This window comes from Bacillus sp. 9.4 (assembly GCF_055486415.1).
This window is the reverse complement of record NZ_JBVFMU010000004.1, coordinates 147,321-165,962: the sequence shown is the minus strand read 5'-3', so window position 1 is coordinate 165,962 and position 18,642 is coordinate 147,321. Positions and strand designations below refer to the sequence as shown.

Sequence of the window (18,642 nt, the reverse complement as noted above, 5' to 3'; positions counted from 1 at the left end):
AATGGGGTGATCAATATGAGTTCAAACGCAAAACGATTTCCAGAAGGATTTTTATGGGGCGGCGCAGTTGCTGCCAACCAAGTGGAGGGTGCTTATAACGAGGGTGGTAAGGGGCTTTCGACAGCTGACGTATCGCCGAACGGGATCATGTCTCCATTTGATGAATCAATGACTTCCTTGAATCTGTATCACAACGGGATTGACTTTTATCATCGTTATAAAGAGGATATCGCCTTATTTGCAGAAATGGGATTTAAGGCGTTCCGCACATCGATTGCGTGGACGAGAATTTTTCCGAATGGCGATGAAGAGGAGCCCAATGAAGACGGCCTCAGATTTTATGATGATCTGTTTGATGAGCTGTTAAAGCATCATATTGAGCCTGTCGTAACCATCTCTCATTATGAAATGCCGCTCGGTTTAGTGAAAAATTATGGCGGCTGGAAGAATCGCAAAGTCATAGAGTTTTATGAACGCTATGCCAAAACGGTTTTCAAACGCTATCAACACAAAGTGAAGTATTGGATGACGTTCAATGAAATTAACGTGGTGCTCCATGCGCCGTTTACCGGAGGCGGTCTTGTCTTTGAAGAAGGAGAAAACAAATTAAACGCGATGTACCAGGCGGCACACCACCAATTTGTGGCCAGTGCTCTTGCTGTCAAAGCGGGTCACGACATCATTCCTGATTCGAAAATCGGCTGTATGATAGCGGCAACGACAACCTATCCGATGACTTCTAAACCGGAGGATGTCTTCGCGGCAATGGAGAATGAGCGCAAAACACTTTTCTTCTCAGATGTTCAGGCAAGAGGCGCATACCCGGGATATATGAAACGCTATCTGGCAGAAAACAATATTGAAATTGAAATGGCTGAAGGCGATGAAGAGCTCTTGAAAGAACATACGGTGGATTATATTGGGTTTAGCTACTACATGTCGATGGCGGCGAGCACAGATCCGGAAGAGCTTGCAAAATCAGGGGGCAACCTGCTGGGCGGAGTCAAAAACCCTTACCTCAAATCATCAGAATGGGGCTGGCAGATTGATCCGAAAGGCTTGCGCATCACGCTCAACACCTTATACGACCGTTATCAGAAGCCGCTGTTCATCGTTGAAAATGGCCTTGGCGCTGTAGACAAGGTTGAAGAGGACGGCACGATTCAGGACGATTACAGAATCAACTATCTGCGTGATCATTTAATTGAAGCGCGCGAAGCCATTGCGGACGGCGTTGAATTAATCGGATACACAACATGGGGGCCAATTGACCTTGTCAGCGCATCTACTGCGGAAATGAAAAAACGCTACGGCTTCATTTATGTGGACCGGGACAATGAAGGACATGGAACATTTAACCGTATCAAGAAAAAAAGCTTCAACTGGTATCAGCAGGTCATCGCCACAAACGGAGAGAGTATCTGACAATTTTTTGAAAACTCATGCGCTTCAATTGACAATAACGAAATGCAGGCAGACAATAAAAAAGAAAGATGAACCACCCACAGTCCGAAAGGCGGGAAGAGCATGTTTAACAAAATGTTAGTAGCGATTGACGGATCAGACATGAGTGCAAAAGCGCTTGATGCCGCAGTGCATTTGGCAAAAGAGCAGCAAGCGGAACTAAGCATTCTTCATGTGGGGAGAGAAGCCGTCGTCACGACTTCTTCTCTGACGGGAATTGTCTATGTGCCTGAACACTTTATTGATGAAATCAGGAACGAGGTTAAAAAAGAGGGCCTGAAAATCCTTGAGAATGCAAAAGAAAAAGCAGCCGAAAAAGGCGTTCTAGCTGAAACCATTTACGCGAATGGCGAGCCGGCGCATGAGATACTAAATCACGCAAAAGAGAAAGGCGTCAGCCTGATTGTAGTTGGCAGCCGGGGGATCAGCGGCCTGAAAGAAATGATGCTTGGAAGCGTCAGCCATAAAGTGTCTCAATTATCAACATGCCCGGTTTTGATTGTTCGATAGATTTGTAAAAAAAGCGCCCTTGGGCGCTTTTTTTTATTTAGAATAGAAGTGTTATAATATCTACATGTAAAAAAGAGGAATTCTATGTGTAGATTTCTGAATTCACAAAAAACAGTTTATGCTATGCAGTACTGGAGGTAGAATACGTTTGATGCAACAGGATCTTTCCATATCGTCAAAACAAAAATCAACAGCCGTAATCAAAATGGTCATCTCTATGGTGATTTTCGGCTCCATCGGCTTTTTCTCAGAGCATACCAATCTGCCGTCATTTGAATTGGTCTTTGTCCGCTGCCTTTGCGCGACGCTGTTTTTAGGCCTTTGCTGGCTGGCGTCCGGCCAGTATAAAACTGAAAAATGGAGCAAGAGAGACGTGCTGCAAACATTGGCGTGCGGTTTCTTTCTTGTATTCAACTGGGTGTTCTTATTTAAGTCTTTTGAAGAAACGTCCGTTACAATTGCCATCTCCGTTTATCACCTAGCGCCGGTGCTTGTTCTTCTTCTGGGGAGTTTCCTCTACAGAGAGAAATTAAATGTGATCTCCGTCAGCTCCATTACCATCTGCTTTCTGGGAACTGCGCTGATTTCCGGGATTAACGGCAGCACTTCATTGACACAGCTGATGGGATCAGGGATCATATGGGCAGTTCTCGCCGCACTGTTTTATGCGTTCACCACTTTATTGGGAAAAGGCATTCACAATCTCAGTCCTTACACGACCACCTTCTTGCAGACGGGTTTAGGGGTTATCATCCTGATTCCGTTTATTCACTTTGGCGCTTTTGCTGACCTATCTCAGGGAAACTGGATTATGGTGGTATCTACCGGCATCATCCATACGGGTATTGTATATTTGCTGTTTTTTGACAGTTTGCGATTTTTATCAACGAAATTTATTTCAATCATTGTATTTCTCGACCCCGCTGTCGCGATCGTGCTCGATACCGTCTTCACAGGCTTCCGCCCTGACCTCTATCAAACGCTTGGCATCGTGCTGATCTTTGCGGGCATGGCCTTGACGCTTGTCAGGAGGCAGGGGAAGGCGAATGTGACAGCTGAGGGTACGGAGATTGAACAAATGCAATAATGGAAAATGTAAAAAGGCCTATGCGGCCTTTTTTGATTCTTAAAATAACATAAACATTCTAGAAAAATATTGTAATCCTATTCCAATGAAGCTAACATGTTAAATCAATAATACAGTTATTTCAAATTCTTGGTGCGATTCTCAATTAGTAAAAGGAAAAGTTAATGTACTATTCTTAGTGACTATGATTGGCTTGAAAAAGAATATAAAACAATAGAGCATATAATATATTGAAAACTTAGTTAGTATTAAAAAGCGATAGTAATGATTATATATACTCTGCAAATTTAAAAACTAAGACGAAACGGTCGTGAGACGAGTGTGGATTCTGTCGGATAAAGAGCCGGACTCAGAAGCATTTGATCAGCTCGCGATATCCGAAGAAGGTTTTTTGGTTGGGACGTTCAATTGTTACAGTGAAGAGCTTGAGTCGTTTCTTTATTTAATTTCTGCTGATGTGAGTCAAGAGATGAAAGAGATAACATGCTGTGACTCGAACGGTGGAGCCCTAGACGTTCAACAGCTGAAACTGACAAGTAACGCTGTTTACGCAGTGACCTCATCTGGTGTTTATAAGCATGATATCCAATAAGGTGTAGGGATGAGATTATGATGAATTGGCGCGCTTTAAGTCAGACAAAACAAGACCGCATCTGGTCAGAAGTGAACAAGCTCATCAAATGGAAGCCAGGAAGCAGATGTCATCACATCATCCCGCCTGATCCATATCGAGTGTTTGATATTTCAAATGGGATGAGCGGTAAAGCCGGTTATGATGATGTGAGCTTGAAGATGCAGAGTCATTTTATCGTATTTGGCAAGGGCGTGACTATGAGCGAATCATGATACAAGTGATAACGACTGGTTCATTTATAGAAGACCTGTCCGAGTACTTTGAAGGTCATGCATACAAGGTGACGAAGCTGGCGAAACGAGAATTTCATTTCCAATCTGTATTACAGAAAGCAGACCGGGACATTGCAGGCTTTCTCTTTCTGTTAGCTTCTATCAATGACGATATTTTTCTGATCACTGATCCTCAACCGGATAAAAGCTATTTTTCCGATGGGAAGCTCCAATGCCTAACGGACTCAGGCGAACGGATCATGTGGTTTGAATATGATGCTGCGGACATTTATATGGTTGGCGGTAACTAAAAAGAGGAGGAATTCATTTGAATATCACACAATACGAGAAAATGAAAAAGCATCTTTCTGATGAGGATACAGGTCCATTTACATTAAACGAGTTTTCTTTCTATATGAAAGAAGATGATCGTTATATTCATATTCCTGTGTTTGAATGAAAACTATCTGCTCAAACCTGTGACATTCATTTGCGGTTTGAAGACATTAGTGCATCAAAGCTGGATGACCTTGAATCCATCGATGCGGTTGAGTTGGAGATTGAACCGACTGACGATCAATGGGAAAGACTCCGTTATTATGTGTATGATCAAGAAGATCAGATGAGTTTCTATTGCGGAGGTTGGGATGTGATCAAGTGTGACAAGAAGTCACACTGATTTTCCCCACTTTCCAAGCGTTCTTGCTTTTGTTGCCGCATATGTTACGAGAAATGGAAAAGTCACAACCAGGAAAGCCAAAGGCACCCAATTTGATAATCCTGTTACATAATGGAGTGCAATTGATAAGAGAGTCAGGAAGCTCAAGGTACAGGTTACGTTTCGAACGTCTTTTTCGCTTCTTTTATATTTCTCTCTCATGGTGGATTGATCACTGTATATCGGCGAAGTCCCGGGCTCAGCCGAAAAGATATGCATACCTTGTGAAGAGCAAACATGTTCCCATCCGGCCGCTTCAAACATCACGGTGTATTCCGCCAAGCTTTCTTCCTCAACATCATGATAATCAATACTGTAGATCAATTTCCGCGGCTCAGCTTTTCTAAGCTTATACCCCATAAACGCAAAAGAATCGAGTACCCAGCCTTTGCTGGCCATATCACTTAGTCTCTTCATATCCTTTTCTTCTGAAAAGGCCAATCCTTCAGACATCATAAATTTTTTCTGTTTCATGACTAATCCCCTTTCAATTGTTGAAAAGCACGTTGACCGTGTTCAGCCATCACTTTTCTGCGCTGAATTTCTTGTTTGAGTAGTTCTTGGCCGTGCAAGGTGGTTTGGTACACTTTGCGGCGCGGGTTGTCATTGTTGACAAGCTCAATGATCCCTTCTTGCAGTAATTTCTTTAACAATGTATATAAGGTAGCCGGGCCGATCGTAAAGGAGTCATCGGTCATGTCCTCAATCTCCTGCATGATCGAATATCCGTGTTTTGGCTCCAGCAAGGTTAAGACAATATAATAGGCTGGATCGGTAAGCTGATCCATTTCCTGCGGACGTTGCTTTGGCAAGTGTTCACCTCATTTTCTATATCAACAAATGATATATCATCTATTGATATAATAAAATCTTCCTTTTTGTTTGTCAACGCAATTTTTTTCTGCATTCAGTCATCATAAAGAAACAATCACCGAGTATGCATTAATGTATGCGTTTTCATAGAGGGGGAGTCTTGATGAAAAAATGGATGGCAGCGGTTTTTGTGATGATGCTGATGCTGTGTTTTGGCGGGAATGAGAGTGTGAAGGCAGCGGAGCCGAAGGTGTATCAGTTTGACTTTGGAAGCGGTTCAGTGGAGCCTGATTATATTGGTGTCAGGGCGTCTGATCGGTATGACCGGTCAAAGGGCTACGGTTTTCAAACACCGGAGAATATGAGGGATGTGGCGGCATCCGGGACTGGTGTGAAAAGGGATGCGGTTCAGTTTTTAGCGTATGGGACGAAAAGCAATAACACGTTTAATGTGGATCTCCCGAATGGCCTTTATGAGGTGAAGGTGACGCTTGGCAATACGGCAAGGGCCAGTGTGGCGGCGGAGGGCGTGTTTCAGGTCATTAATATGACAGGGGATGGCGCGGAGGATACGTTCCAAATTCCTGTCACCGACGGGCAGCTGAATCTGCTGGTGACAGAGGGGAAAGCTGGCACCGCTTTTACGCTTAGCGCCTTGAAAATAAAGAAATTGTCTGATCAGCCGGTGACGAATCGAACCATTTATGTCGGCGGCGATTCGACGGTGTGCAATTATTATCCGCTCAACAGCAGCAAGCAGGCGGGCTGGGGGCAGATGCTGCCTCACTATATCGATAAACACACCTTTCAAGTGAGAAACATGGCGTCTGGCGGGCAGATCGCGAGAGGATTCAGAAATGATGGACAGCTTGAGGCGATCCTGAAGTATATTAAACCGGGAGATTATTTTATGTTGCAGCTTGGCATTAATGACACAAATCCGAAGCATAATGAATCTGAAGCGGAATTTAAAGAGATGATGCGTGATATGATACGTCAGGTGAAAACGAAAGGAGCGGACGTCATCCTATCAACGCCCCAGGGCCGGGCGACCGATTTTACTTCTGAGGGCATCCATTCGTCTGTAAACAGATGGTACAGGGCCTCTATTTTAGCTTTGGCCGAAGAGGAAAAAACACATCTCATTGACTTAAATGTCCTCAGCTCGGCATACTTTACATTGATCGGTCCGGAAAAAACACTCGCGCTTTATATGGATGGAGATACGCTGCATCCGAATCGCGCGGGGGCCGACGCACTGGCACGATTGGCTGTTCAGGAGCTAAAAAGCCAGGGAATCGATGGCTTTTAACACATCATATTTTCGACAAAACACATATGCCTTCGTCAATTAGAGTATAATGAGAACATCTGCAAGAGACAGGAGTTTATACATGAGTCATTTTAAAAACTATCAAATCAGTCATGACATTTTACGAGCACTGGAAGGACTAGGATATACAGAACCGACCAAGGTGCAGCAGAGCGTGATCCCCGCTGCCCTTGAACGAAAGGATCTTGTCGTCAAATCACAGACGGGAAGCGGGAAAACGGCTTCGTTCGGAATTCCTCTCTGTGAGCTGGCGGATTGGGATGAAAACAAGCCGCAGGCGCTTATTTTAACTCCAACCCGTGAGCTTGCGGTGCAAGTAAAGGAAGATATCACGAACATCGGACGATTTAAACGGATCAAAGCGACAGCCGTATTTGGAAAATCCTCCTTTGATAAACAAAAAGCTGAGCTTAAGCAAAAAAGCCACATTGTTGTCGGTACGCCGGGACGTGTTCTGGATCATATCGAAAAAGGCACGCTGCCGTTGGATCGTCTCTCTTATTTGGTCATTGATGAAGCGGATGAGATGCTGAATATGGGCTTCATTGAGCAGGTGGAGGCGATTATCAAGCATCTTCCGACTGAGCGTACGACGATGCTGTTTTCGGCGACGCTTCCGCAGGATATCGAGAAGCTGAGCCGTCAATATATGCAAAACCCCGAGCATATCGAAATCAAAGCGGCCGGGCTTACCACAAGAAATATTGAACATGCGGTGATTCAAGTAAGAGAAGAGCATAAATTTTCATTGCTGAAAGATGTGCTGATGACGGAGAATCCCGACAGCTGCATCATTTTCTGCCGAACGAAGGAGCACGTCAATCAGCTGACCGATGAATTGGATGACTTAGGATATCCATGCGATAAAATTCACGGCGGAATGATTCAGGAAGACCGATTCGACGTCATGAATGAATTTAAACGTGGCGAGTACCGTTACTTAGTCGCGACGGATGTCGCCGCGCGCGGGATTGATATTGAAAATATCTCCCTTGTCATCAACTATGATCTGCCGCTTGAAAAGGAAAGCTATGTCCACCGCACGGGCCGAACGGGACGCGCAGGGAACAAAGGAAAGGCCATTTCGTTTGTCACGGCCTTCGAAAAACGGTTTTTAGCCGACATTGAAGAATATATCGGATTTGAGATTCAAAAAATAGAAGCCCCTTCTCAAGAGGAAGTGGCAAGGAAGAAACCAGAATTTCTAGCTAAAATGAATGACCGTCCGGAAAGCAAAAAAGACAAAAGCGAAGAGCTGAATAAAGACATTATGAAGCTGTATTTTAACGGCGGAAAGAAAAAGAAAATCAGAGCCGTTGATTTTGTAGGAACGATTGCAAAAATTGACGGTGTGTTAGCTGACGACATCGGCATCATTACGATCATGGATAACGCCTCATACGTTGAGATTTTAAATGGTAAAGGCCCTCATGTTCTCAAAGTGATGAAGAACACAACCGTCAAAGGGAAAAAGCTGAAGGTGAATAAAGCGAATAAATGATGAATGACCTGCTCCCAGTTATAGGGGCAGGTCATTTTGCTGCTGGCTGACATTGGCGCTGGTCTCCTCCGGAACAAAGGCAAGAATCACAATACCAATTACAAACAAAATGATCAGACTGAACACCGCAGTCGAGGATTTCCCGGTCAGCTGGGCTGTCACGGCAATGAGCAGCGGCCCCATAATTGAGGCGAATTTTCCGAAAATGTTGTAAAAACCGAAGAATTCATTAGCGTGGCGCTTTGGCACAAGCTTGGCGAAATAGGAACGGCTTAGGGCTTGAATACCGCCTTGCGAGGTGGCGACAAGCATAGCCAGTATCCAGAAATCAAGCGTTGTCTCCATAAAATAGGCATACACGCAGACGATCATATAAATGACGATCCCGACGTACAGCATTGTCTTCCCCGTGAAGCGTTCTGCCAGTTTTCCGTATATAATCGAAAACGGCGCGGCGACCACCTGGGTGACAAATAGGATGATCAGAAGGCTTGAGGAGCCGATCCCTAAATCTGATCCATAGGATGTCGACATCGTAATAATCGTGCCGACTCCGTCGATATAAAAGAAATAAGCGAGCAAGAAGAGGAAAAGTGCCCGGTATTGTCTGATCCGTTTCATCGTTTGGCCGAGCCGCTTAAAGCTGTTGATGACAATATGAGGTTCTTTTTTGATGTAATAGCGTTGATGGACATGTTTAATCATTGGGATGGTGAACAGCCCCCACCAGGCAGCCGTTATGAAGAAGGACAGCTGGCTTGCGGCCGATACAGACACTGGAATAGTCTCTGCTTGTGCGAGCAGGATGACAGCAATACTGATGATAAATGGAATCGTGCTTCCAATGTATCCTAAGCCAAAACCCCGTGCTGAGACGAGATTCATCCGCTTCTCAGGCGTGACGTCAACGAGAAAGGCATCATAAAACACATTGGCGCCAGAAAAACCGATAGCCGATATCGTATAAAACAGCAACAATAGCAGCCAATGTTCACTAGGGATAAAGGCGAGCATCGCGGTGCTGGCGACACCGGCTGACACAAAGAAACCGAAGAACTTTTTCTTGCACCCTTCATAGTCGGCGATTGTGCCTAAAATAGGGCCGAGCATCGCAAGAATAAACGTTGAAATCGCAATGGTATAGCCCAGATAGGCAGTCGATTGAGCGGCGCTGACACCGCTTTCCGCAGCTGCTGATTTATAAAATAACGGAAATACCGCGGTGGTCACGACAATTGAGTAAGCAGAATTTGCCCAGTCATATAACACCCAGCTGTTTTCTTGTTTCGTAAAACGTTTCATCATCAGAGCCCCTCTCCGGTAACGATACTTCTATTGTACGAGAAATAGGCCTGAAAAGAATGGAATGCACGTCAATTTTTACAAAATATTTATGTTTTTTCGCTTCAAATCATACTTTTGATTTATTGCTGGGGTTAGGTGTATCTGGTACCATTTAACTATATTTCATGGTATTTTCCAGAAGGGATTCAGCAGAGAGGAGACAGAGCATGAGGCGAATAGGCTTGTGTATAAGCCTGCTGGTCACAGTTCTTGTGATGAGCGCATGCGAAAGTGAAGGTGAGGCTCAGATGTTCGCAGACTGTGATCAAAAGACAGTAAAACAAACCGCAGCCAAACCGATGAGCAGTAAGAAAAAGCAGGATTTCCAAGCCCTCGCAAGCGACAGGCAGCTGGCCATTGTGTTCAGTTCCATGATACAAGTGAGCGAAGCATTTGATTATGGAATCGGCAATCCAGAATACTTCGTGCGAAGCAGCATGACTGAAGAAGAAGCAGACATTGCGAAGGAGAATCTCGAATCGATTAAGCTTGAGAACAAATCGCTCAAAAAACAAAACAGCGAGGCGGTCGCCTTGCTTCAAAAAACGCGTAATCAAGACATGAGCCGCATCGAAATTCAGCAGCTGACAGAAAATAGAGCCGCTTTTTTTGAGACCGCAGACAATATGATCAAACTCATCGGCCAAGTCACACCGAAAAACGCGAAGAAGACAAGACAGCAGCTGGATCAGCTGAAAAAACAATATACACAATACAGCGCCGAAAGCGTCAAAAGCATGAACAGCATTGTCAGAAAGCAGAAAGCTGACAAGGCATCATTTGAACGCCATCTGGAGGCGCTGCTTCAAAAACAGCCCGGACAGCAGGTACGGAGTGAATTGTACTGATCAGCTTCCGTCTTTCCCTGATGATATTGACCTAGTACAAAAAGAATGTACAATCAAGATATAGTCTGTTCTTAGTTGATTGGAGGGACATGTCATGAAAATTGCGAAGGTGATCAACAATAATGTGATCAGTGTGGTCAATGAACAGGGGAAAGAATTGGTCGTCATGGGCAGGGGGCTCGCGTTTCAGAAAAAGTCCGGCGATGATGTCGATGAAGCCCGCATTGAGAAAGTGTTCACGCTCGATAACAAGGATGTATCAGAAAAGTTCAAAACCCTTTTGTATGATATACCGATCGAGTGTATGGAAGTATCCGAAGAGATTATCAGCTACGCAAAATTACAGCTTGGCAAAAAGCTCAACGACAGCATCTATGTGTCGCTGACCGACCATATTAACTTTGCCATCCAGCGCAACCAGAAAGGGCTTGATATCAAAAACGCCTTGCTGTGGGAAACAAAACGGCTGTACAAAGACGAATTTGTGATCGGCAAAGAAGCGTTGGTTATGGTAAAAAACAAGACAGGTGTTTCTCTGCCAGAGGATGAAGCAGGCTTTATTGCTCTGCATATTGTAAATGCCGAGCTGAATGAAGAGATGCCCAATATCATCAACATTACAAAAGTCATGCAAGAGATTTTGAGTATTGTAAAATACCATTTTAAGATTGAATTCAACGAAGAATCGCTTCACTATTATCGGTTCGTCACCCACTTAAAATTTTTCGCGCAGCGCCTTTTTAACGGCACTCACATGGAAAGCCAGGACGATTTTTTGCTGGATACAGTGAAAGAAAAGTATCATCGCGCGTATGAATGCACGAAGAAAATCCAAACCTACATTGAGCGGGAGTATGAGCACAAGCTCACAAGTGACGAGCTGCTGTATTTAACCATTCACATAGAAAGGGTAGTTAAACAAGCATAATGAGAGCGCTGACATTTTTATTTTCGTGTGTTCGTTTTTTTCTTACATTTCCATATGATAATGTTAGGATTGTTACTGATAAAGCAGGCAAAACCTAAATTACAATGAGTGCGGATCATCTCTGTCTGTGCTGATGGTAATTTAGGTTTTTATTTTTTTCAGGGGGAAGATGAAGATAGTTACAGGATTCAAGTAAGTAAGATTCGGTATTATCATTATTTTGACCGATGTTCCCTTTTAAAAGAATCATGTAAGATCAACATAGAAAACGCTTTCAATGAAAGGGGAATGCCAATATGCCTTATCTGAAACGAGTGTTGCTGCTTCTTGTCACTGGATTGTTTATGAGTTTGTTTGCAGTCACTTCTACTGCCTCGGCTCAAACAGGTGGATCGTTTTTTGACCCTTTTAACGGCTATAACTCCGGTTTTTGGCAAAAAGCAGATGGTTATTCGAATGGAAATATGTTCAACTGCACGTGGCGGGCTAATAACGTATCAATGACGTCATTGGGTGAAATGCGTTTAGCGCTAACAAGCCCAGCTTATAACAAGTTTGACTGCGGGGAAAACCGTTCTGTTCAAACATATGGCTATGGACTTTATGAAGTCAGAATGAAACCAGCTAAAAACACAGGGATCGTTTCATCGTTCTTCACTTACACAGGTCCAACAGATGGAACTCCTTGGGATGAGATTGATATCGAATTTTTAGGAAAAGACACAACGAAGGTTCAATTTAACTATTATACAAATGGTGCAGGAAACCATGAGAAGATTGTTGATCTCGGGTTTGATGCAGCCAATGCCTATCATACGTATGCATTCGATTGGCAGCCAAACTCTATTAAATGGTATGTCGACGGGCAATTAAAACATACTGCAACAAACCAAATTCCGACAACACCTGGAAAGATCATGATGAACTTGTGGAATGGCACGGGTGTCGATGAATGGCTTGGCTCCTACAATGGTGTAAATCCGCTATACGCTCATTATGACTGGGTGCGCTATACAAAAAAATAATGCCAAATGTGAAAGAGCCTGCTGCAATATAGCAGGCTCTTATGATTGTAATGAGGAGTTGTTGGCATGAATCTTCTATTCACTCATAATATCCTATTTGATCTTCTCCCCTCTGTACTCAATGCTACGATCAAGCTCATACATTTAGAAAGAAATAATCCCAATCAAAAGCGCCGCAATGGTCATCACAATCGTTGTTCCCACGGCCCATTTAATAGTGAATTTTTGATGGTCGCCAAAGCTGACGCCTGCCATTCCTACCAATAGATAGGTGGAAGGCACAAGTGGGCTGAGCAGATGCACAGGCTGCCCCAGCAAGGAGGCCCTTCCGATTTCAGCGGCGTCTATTCCGTAAGCGGAAGCGGCTTCGGCGATGATGGGAAGGACACCGAAGTAAAAGGCGTCATTCGACATGAAAAAGGTGAAGGGCATGCTGACGATCGCAGTGATCAACGGCAGGTGCGGGCCCATGGCATCAGGGATGAGTGAAACGAGAGAATGCGCCATGGCATCCACCATTTTTGTGCCGGAGAGAATGCCTGTGAATATCCCTGCCGCGAACACCATTGAGACAACGTTTAACGCATTACCCGCATGCGCCGAGATTCGTTTCTGCTGCTCTTTGACATTTGGATAGTTAACCATCAAGGCAACGGCGAACGCAGTCATAAAAAGAACAGGAAGCGGCAGCAGGCTGGTGATCAGTGCGGCCATCAGAGCGACAGTCAGCAGCAGGTTAAACCATTGAAGAGCGGGACGCTTGAGCGGTGCGGCCTCCGGATCGGAAGACGGTGCGTGATCAATCGAAATGACGCCGAGCCGCTTCCGCTCTTTCTTTCCGAGGATATAAGCAACGGCGATCACCCAGAGAATGCCGGCGATCATAGCGGGAATCAGCGGCGTGAAAACCTCTGACGTGTCCAATTTTAAGGAGGCCAAAACCCTCGCAGTCGGCCCGCCCCACGGGATAATATTCATAACCCCCGAACCGAGCATCGCTATTCCCGCTAACACCAAACGGTTCATGCCGAGCCGTTTGTAAAGAGGCAGCATCGCTGCAATGGTAATCATATAGGTTGTTGTCCCATCTCCGTCCAGCGAAATGGTCATGGTCAGAACCGCTGTGCCTACGGCGATTTTTAACGGATCTCCTTTGACAAACGATAAGATTTTGGCAATGAGAGGATCAAACAGACCTGAGTCAATCATAATGCCGAAATACAGGATGGCGAATAACAGCATGATACCGGTAGGGGCGAGGTCTGTAACGCCCTGAATCATCATCTCGCCGAGATCTTTGCCAAATCCGCTGATCAGGGCAAACACAATAGGAACGACAATCAAAGCAATAAGAGCGGAAAGCCGGTTAGACATAATAAGGTACATAAAGACAATCATCATCACAAAACCGAGTATGGCAAGCATGATATGACCTCCCCTATTCAACAGCTTTTTTTAGTAAGCGCTTCCATCCTTTCTTTCTGTGAAGAAGGCTTATTTCAAATGTGTATGACCGCATATTTATATGTAGACCAAAAATCCTAATGAGCGGATTAGCAGTTTATATGAAGAACGCCACGGGTAAATGTGCTGTAGAATGTTTCGTTTTAAAAAGGGGGAGCAGACATGAGTGATGACCAAAACAAACGTGTAAATGAACACTCAAAGGACGAGCAGCTTGAGCAGTACAGGGCCGATAACAGCGGGAAGAAGATGACGACAAACCAAGGCTTGCGGGTGTCAGAGGATGAGCACTCGTTAAAAGCCGGGGTTCGCGGCCCGACGCTGATGGAGGATTTTCACTTTCGGGAGAAAATGACGCACTTTGACCATGAGAGGATTCCGGAGCGCGTTGTGCATGCACGCGGGTATGGCGTGCATGGCTTTTTTCAGGTTTACGAACCAATGACGGAATATACACGGGCCAAATTTCTTCAGGACCCTTCGGTGAAGACACCGGTATTTGTCCGTTTCTCTACGGTTGCGGGTTCTAAAGGCTCCGCAGACACGGTGCGGGATGCCAGAGGCTTTGCGACAAAATTTTATACTGAAGAAGGAAACTATGACCTTGTGGGAAATAACATTCCGGTGTTTTTCATTCAAGACGCAATCAAATTTCCGGATTTGGTTCATGCGTTTAAGCCTGAACCTCACAATGAAATGCCTCAGGCAGCGACTGCTCACGATACGTTTTGGGATTTTGTCGCCAATAACCCTGAGTCGGCTCACATGGTGATGTGGACGATGTCAGACAGAGGCATCCCGCGCAGCTACAGAATGATGGAAGGCTTCGGCGTTCACACGTTCCGTTTTGTCAATGAACAAGGAAAGGCACGTTTCGTGAAATTTCACTGGAAGCCGGTGCTCGGAGTGCATTCTCTCGTATGGGATGAAGCGCAGAAAATTGCCGGGAAAGATCCGGATTTCCATCGCCGTGACCTGTGGGAAACAATTGAAAACGGCGGCAAGGTTGAATACGAGCTCGGCGTGCAGATGATTGATGAGGAAGATGAATTCAAGTTTGATTTTGATATTCTTGATCCGACTAAGCTGTGGCCGGAAGAGCTTGTGCCGGTGAAGATCATTGGGAAAATGACGCTGAACCGCAACCAGGATAATGTGTTTGCGGAAACAGAACAAGTCGCATTCCACCCGGGAAATGTCGTGCCGGGCATCGATTTTACAAATGACCCGCTATTGCAGGGGCGACTTTTCTCTTATACGGATACACAGCTGATTCGTCTTGGCGGTCCGAACTTCCATGAGCTTCCGATTAACCGGCCGGTATGTCCATTCCATAACAATCAATACGACGGTTATCACCGGATGACGATCAATAAGGGACCTGTCGCTTATCATAAAAACTCTCTGCAAAACAATGATCCGTCGCCAGCGACAGCTGAAGAAGGCGGCTACGTCCACTATCAGGAAAAAGTCGAGGGCAAAAAAATTCGCCAGCGAAGCGACAGCTTCAACGATTATTACTCACAGGCGAAGCTTTTCTGGAACAGCATGTCTCCTGTGGAGAAACAGCACATCATTTCTGCTTTCTGCTTCGAGGTCGGGAAGGTCAAAAGCAAAGACGTACAGCGGCAGGTCGTTGATGTCTTCAGCAATGTCGATGCTGATTTAGCAGAAGAAATCGCCAAAGGAGTAGGCGTGGCGGCGCCCGCGAAGCGTAAAGCATCTAAAGAAATTCTTACTTCGCCTGCGTTAAGCCAAGCCCGTACAGTGAAAACCGCGTCAACAAGAAAAGTCGCTGTACTCGCCGGAAACGGATTTCATGAAAAAGAGCTGCAAACAGTGCTGGAAGCCTTAAAGCAAGAAGGAATCACAGTAGATATCATCAGTCAAAATCTGGGGTATATGACAAGCGGCAGCGGACAGCAGCTTGAGGCCAACGGCACGTTCCTGACGGTTGATTCTGTTCTGTATGATGCCGTCTATGCCGCAGGAGGACTGGAGTTAAAAGACAACAAACAAGCGATGGCGTTTATCAGAGAAGCTTACAATCACTACAAGGCAATCGGTGCGGCAAATGAAGGAATTGACCTTCTTCAATCCTCTGTCGGGACAACAGAGGGACCAGGCATCGTAGCGGCTGAAGAAAAACCTGACTACACCGCTTTCAGCAAGGCATTTATCGATGCGATTGCTGCTCATCGCCATTGGGATAGACAGATATAATTTATTAAAAAGAGTATCTTTTATAAGGTACTCTTTTTGTTTTTTCTAAAATCATATTAAGTAGAATATTTATAATGAATATGATAGTCTAAATATGTAAAGTTTTGAATGTTTTCTTTTTAATTCCATAGTTATTATATAAATAGATTGTTGAGGTGGGCAAAAAGGATGATAATTGGAACTTTTATTAATGGGTATAAATCTTATGCAAAATCAATTTTTGCTCCTATTGCAAATAATAATGATCAAAAATACGCTGTCTATATTGGAGCAAACGGAGTTGGGAAAAGTGGTATTTTAGAAGCATTAGATGTTTTTTTCAATGGGCGTGAGTGGAATGCTACAAGAGGTTCTACTCGCGAAGATCGATATATCACCCCGATCTTTTTTATTGAGAAGAAAAGATTTCTAACGTTTTTATTTAACAGTCATCGTTACAGTAAGTCAGATATTGATGTTAATAGGAAACTTTTAAATGATTTAAATAATATAAGTTCTCAATTTTGGAATGGCATACAAGATTCGCTTAAAGGAGCTGCAAGAAGAGAGTATATTAACACATTTTATACATTTCTGTCCACTTTAACTAAGGATACCGACCAAGAAGAATATCTAATATTACCTTCAGGTACAAAATTTAATGGAAAACCGACTTTGGCTCCCTTCGATAGTCATTTTAAAAATTTATTAGGTGACAAAGAGTATGAAAAGAAAATTGACAGGTTAAGAAAATTACTTAGAGATTATTATGCATATGTCTACATTCCTGTTGAACAAAGTGCTGATGAAATTCTAAAGATAGAGGATAGGCAAATGCAAACTTTAATGAATAAAGACGTCCTAAATGAAATTGATAATGTATTAACTACTAAGTATGAAATAGAAGGGAGAAATAAAAGTTTTTTGTCGTTTATAAATGATTATTTAAATACGTTTATGGAAAATATAAATGAATCCATACAACTGATTGATAAACAATATAATTATAGTCCTGAAGCGAATAGTAAAAGAAACTTAACTGTAACAGATATAAGAGAAAAAGTTTTAGAAGCCTATTTTTCTAAAAGACCTTTAAGGTATAAAAATCGTGAAGTAAATAAACTAAGTTCTGGTGAACAAAGAAAGGCGTTAATTGATATATCATATGCATTCTTATCAAATGTAAAAGAAATGGATAGGGAAATTATATTAGCTATTGATGAACCTGAAGTTTCTATGAATGTAATTAACTGTTTTCCACAGTTTGAAAGACTTGAACAGTTATCAAAGGTTTATAATAGACAAGTGCTTATTACTACTCATTGGTACGGGTCTTTACCTATAACGAATAGCGGTCACCTATTTCATCTACATAAAGAAATTGAAGGCGATGTATGTATTTCTAATTTTAGTTTTTTTGATTATTTAGACGAACAAAGAAGATTTCCTAATGATATTGGACTTAAAAGCATGTTTGATTTGGCAACTAGTATAATAAGTTATTCAAAATCTGCTAATAATACTAACTGGATTATTTGTGAAGGGAGTACAGATAAATTATATCTTGAAGAGATCCTTAGGGATAATGGAAACTTCAAGGTATTACCGGTAGGGGGTTGTGCAAATGTTATAAAATTATATGGTCTCCTAAGTTATCCATTAGCAGATAAAACTACAGCTAATGCTATGAATGGAAAAATACTATGTTTAATTGATACGGATTCAAAAAGAATGGAAATAACAAAAGCACCGGAGGGTAATGGAAGAATTGATATAAGAAGATTACAAACGTTAACAAGTAATAATATTCAATCAGTTAGACTGTTAGAGCCTTGGAAACAAGGACAATATTATGAGAAGACTGTTATAGAAGACTGCTTAAATCCGAAAGTTTACTACAATGTCATTAAAGAAATAATTAATTCCGATGCAAATATGACTATTCAACAACTTTTTAGCATGTATCGGTTTAATGAAAATACAAGATTTTCGAGAGTTTTAGACGAATCCTCATCTTTTTTAATTCCTATGAATATAGAGGCAGCTCAGAATAAAATAAAAATAGCAGAATTTTTAGCTGATAAAAAAATCAAAACAAAAGTTGCTTTATTATACAATGAAAAGTGCAAAGAAATGCAATCATCAGATAATCTATTATCCGATGCGATTTGCAAGTATTTCAATATTACTGATAGAATTAATGAAGAAGTATTAACTTAATATTTATTTAACTATATTGCAGGAGTATATAACTATGAACGAAAAACAGCTCGCTGAAGCTTACGAACGCGATGAAAATATGATGATTTTGGTGTTTGCCCAATGGTGCGTGAACCATGATCTTGATCCGATGGAGCTGTACGCCAAAGCGTATCCGCAGCAAAAGCTGAATGAAAGCTTGAAAAAAACCATGGACGATCTGGTCGTGCCAAAACACGAAGCAGAGCACATTCCGGACCAGACTGTCATTGCGGTATTAGAGATGTTCGGAAATACAGATTTGGCACAAGCCGTTCATGAAGCGATTTCTGGGCGCAAACAGTAAAAAAAGAGACATCC

17 protein-coding genes and 3 pseudogenes are annotated in these 18,642 nt (G+C 43.1%); 16 read left to right on the top strand and 4 right to left on the bottom strand.

The features are described from left to right. The first annotated feature begins 15 nt into the window (after positions 1–15). From bglH to ACZ07B_RS16580, 8 genes and pseudogenes are all read left to right on the top strand, one after another. Positions 16–1,425, top strand: coding sequence for an aryl-phospho-beta-d-glucosidase (bglH, locus tag ACZ07B_RS16615; RefSeq protein WP_464877446.1), 1,410 nt, complete (start codon positions 16–18; stop codon positions 1,423–1,425). Positions 1,426–1,527: 102 nt separating this feature from the next. Continuing rightward, positions 1,528–1,974, top strand: a complete 447-nt coding sequence (locus tag ACZ07B_RS16610; RefSeq protein WP_217002730.1) for a universal stress protein — start codon at positions 1,528–1,530, stop codon at positions 1,972–1,974. Positions 1,975–2,125: 151 nt separating this feature from the next. Beyond that, positions 2,126–3,061, top strand: a complete 936-nt coding sequence (locus ACZ07B_RS16605) for a DMT family transporter (RefSeq protein ID WP_464877490.1) — start codon at positions 2,126–2,128, stop codon at positions 3,059–3,061. Positions 3,062–3,359: 298 nt separating this feature from the next. Further along, positions 3,360–3,653: pseudogene (locus ACZ07B_RS16600) on the top strand (DNA-binding protein); the annotation flags it as partial. Positions 3,654–3,670: 17 nt separating this feature from the next. Then, a pseudogene (locus ACZ07B_RS16595) lies at positions 3,671–3,847 on the top strand (DUF2716 domain-containing protein); the annotation flags it as partial. Further along, positions 3,841–4,218 (top strand): annotated as a pseudogene (locus tag ACZ07B_RS16590) (hypothetical protein); the annotation flags it as partial. The pseudogenes ACZ07B_RS16595 and ACZ07B_RS16590, both read left to right, overlap by 7 nt. Before the next feature lie 17 nt (positions 4,219–4,235). Further along, a complete protein-coding gene (locus tag ACZ07B_RS16585) occupies positions 4,236–4,367 on the top strand; it encodes a hypothetical protein (RefSeq protein WP_032680561.1) in 132 nt (43 codons plus the stop codon). A gap of 30 nt (positions 4,368–4,397) precedes the next feature. Then, positions 4,398–4,586 (top strand): hypothetical protein, encoded by a 189-nt coding sequence (locus ACZ07B_RS16580; RefSeq protein WP_044052424.1) that lies wholly within the window; start codon positions 4,398–4,400, stop codon positions 4,584–4,586. Here the strand turns inward: ACZ07B_RS16580 and ACZ07B_RS16575 are convergent. Together ACZ07B_RS16575 and ACZ07B_RS16570 are read right to left on the bottom strand one after the other, a co-directional pair. Next, on the bottom strand, positions 4,578–5,099 hold the full coding sequence (locus ACZ07B_RS16575) for a DUF2812 domain-containing protein (RefSeq protein ID WP_024571831.1): 522 nt from the start codon (positions 5,097–5,099) through the stop codon (positions 4,578–4,580). The two genes, ACZ07B_RS16580 and ACZ07B_RS16575, sit on opposite strands and share 9 nt — an antisense overlap. A gap of 2 nt (positions 5,100–5,101) precedes the next feature. Next, positions 5,102–5,437 carry a PadR family transcriptional regulator gene (locus tag ACZ07B_RS16570; RefSeq protein ID WP_063336294.1) on the bottom strand — a complete coding sequence of 112 codons (336 nt, stop codon included), beginning with the start codon at positions 5,435–5,437 and terminating at the stop codon, positions 5,102–5,104. A gap of 164 nt (positions 5,438–5,601) precedes the next feature. Between ACZ07B_RS16570 and ACZ07B_RS16565 the strand changes: the two genes are divergently transcribed. After that, on the top strand, positions 5,602–6,750 hold the full coding sequence (locus tag ACZ07B_RS16565) for a rhamnogalacturonan acetylesterase (protein ID WP_464877445.1): 1,149 nt from the start codon (positions 5,602–5,604) through the stop codon (positions 6,748–6,750). A gap of 82 nt (positions 6,751–6,832) precedes the next feature. Beyond that, entirely contained in the window at positions 6,833–8,272 is a 1,440-nt protein-coding gene (gene dbpA / locus ACZ07B_RS16560; RefSeq protein WP_464877444.1) for an ATP-dependent RNA helicase DbpA, read from the top strand. Positions 8,273–8,290: 18 nt separating this feature from the next. Here dbpA and ACZ07B_RS16555 read toward each other — a convergent pair whose 3' ends face one another. Next, positions 8,291–9,577: an MFS transporter gene (locus tag ACZ07B_RS16555; protein WP_077670880.1), complete on the bottom strand. Its 1,287-nt coding sequence runs from the start codon at positions 9,575–9,577 to the stop codon at positions 8,291–8,293. A 206-nt stretch (positions 9,578–9,783) separates the two neighbouring features. Here ACZ07B_RS16555 and ACZ07B_RS16550 point away from each other — a divergent pair, with 206 nt between their 5' ends. The 3 genes from ACZ07B_RS16550 to bglS all read left to right on the top strand — a co-directional run bounded on the left by ACZ07B_RS16550 (position 9,784) and on the right by bglS (position 12,417). Then, entirely contained in the window at positions 9,784–10,464 is a 681-nt protein-coding gene (locus ACZ07B_RS16550) for a hypothetical protein (protein ID WP_160832048.1), read from the top strand. Between the two features lie 94 nt (positions 10,465–10,558). After that, positions 10,559–11,392, top strand: a complete 834-nt coding sequence (gene licT, locus ACZ07B_RS16545) for a transcriptional antiterminator LicT (RefSeq protein ID WP_160832049.1) — start codon at positions 10,559–10,561, stop codon at positions 11,390–11,392. Between the two features lie 296 nt (positions 11,393–11,688). Further along, positions 11,689–12,417 carry a beta-glucanase gene (bglS, locus tag ACZ07B_RS16540; RefSeq protein WP_024571825.1) on the top strand — a complete coding sequence of 243 codons (729 nt, stop codon included), beginning with the start codon at positions 11,689–11,691 and terminating at the stop codon, positions 12,415–12,417. Between the two features lie 144 nt (positions 12,418–12,561). On the opposite strand, the gene citH is transcribed toward bglS, so the two are convergent. Next, on the bottom strand, positions 12,562–13,842 hold the full coding sequence (citH, locus tag ACZ07B_RS16535) for a citrate transporter CitH (RefSeq protein ID WP_003227205.1): 1,281 nt from the start codon (positions 13,840–13,842) through the stop codon (positions 12,562–12,564). A 201-nt stretch (positions 13,843–14,043) separates the two neighbouring features. Between citH and ACZ07B_RS16530 the strand changes: the two genes are divergently transcribed. The 3 genes from ACZ07B_RS16530 (at position 14,044) to ACZ07B_RS16520 (ending at position 18,628) form a co-directional block, all read left to right on the top strand. After that, a complete protein-coding gene (locus tag ACZ07B_RS16530; protein ID WP_217019974.1) occupies positions 14,044–16,104 on the top strand; it encodes a catalase in 2,061 nt (686 codons plus the stop codon). A 168-nt stretch (positions 16,105–16,272) separates the two neighbouring features. Beyond that, positions 16,273–18,303 (top strand): AAA family ATPase, encoded by a 2,031-nt coding sequence (locus ACZ07B_RS16525; protein ID WP_217017303.1) that lies wholly within the window; start codon positions 16,273–16,275, stop codon positions 18,301–18,303. A gap of 34 nt (positions 18,304–18,337) precedes the next feature. Next, positions 18,338–18,628: a hypothetical protein gene (locus ACZ07B_RS16520; protein WP_014478421.1), complete on the top strand. Its 291-nt coding sequence runs from the start codon at positions 18,338–18,340 to the stop codon at positions 18,626–18,628. Positions 18,629–18,642 lie beyond the last annotated feature (14 nt).

Excerpts from the sequence above, each read along its gene's own strand:
- bglH (WP_464877446.1), top strand. The coding sequence starts at position 16 with ATGAGTTCAAACGCAAAACGATTTCCAGAAGGATTTTTATGGGGCGGC.
- ACZ07B_RS16610 (WP_217002730.1), top strand. The coding sequence starts at position 1,528 with ATGTTTAACAAAATGTTAGTAGCGATTGACGGATCAGACATGAGTGCA.
- ACZ07B_RS16605 (WP_464877490.1), top strand. The coding sequence starts at position 2,126 with ATGCAACAGGATCTTTCCATATCGTCAAAACAAAAATCAACAGCCGTA.
- ACZ07B_RS16575 (WP_024571831.1), bottom strand. The coding sequence starts at position 5,099 with ATGAAACAGAAAAAATTTATGATGTCTGAAGGATTGGCCTTTTCAGAA.
- ACZ07B_RS16565 (WP_464877445.1), top strand. The coding sequence starts at position 5,602 with ATGAAAAAATGGATGGCAGCGGTTTTTGTGATGATGCTGATGCTGTGT.
- dbpA (WP_464877444.1), top strand. The coding sequence starts at position 6,833 with ATGAGTCATTTTAAAAACTATCAAATCAGTCATGACATTTTACGAGCA.
- ACZ07B_RS16555 (WP_077670880.1), bottom strand. The coding sequence starts at position 9,577 with ATGATGAAACGTTTTACGAAACAAGAAAACAGCTGGGTGTTATATGAC.
- ACZ07B_RS16550 (WP_160832048.1), top strand. The coding sequence starts at position 9,784 with ATGAGGCGAATAGGCTTGTGTATAAGCCTGCTGGTCACAGTTCTTGTG.
- licT (WP_160832049.1), top strand. The coding sequence starts at position 10,559 with ATGAAAATTGCGAAGGTGATCAACAATAATGTGATCAGTGTGGTCAAT.
- bglS (WP_024571825.1), top strand. The coding sequence starts at position 11,689 with ATGCCTTATCTGAAACGAGTGTTGCTGCTTCTTGTCACTGGATTGTTT.
- citH (WP_003227205.1), bottom strand. The coding sequence starts at position 13,842 with ATGCTTGCCATACTCGGTTTTGTGATGATGATTGTCTTTATGTACCTT.
- ACZ07B_RS16530 (WP_217019974.1), top strand. The coding sequence starts at position 14,044 with ATGAGTGATGACCAAAACAAACGTGTAAATGAACACTCAAAGGACGAG.
- ACZ07B_RS16525 (WP_217017303.1), top strand. The coding sequence starts at position 16,273 with ATGATAATTGGAACTTTTATTAATGGGTATAAATCTTATGCAAAATCA.
- ACZ07B_RS16520 (WP_014478421.1), top strand. The coding sequence starts at position 18,338 with ATGAACGAAAAACAGCTCGCTGAAGCTTACGAACGCGATGAAAATATG.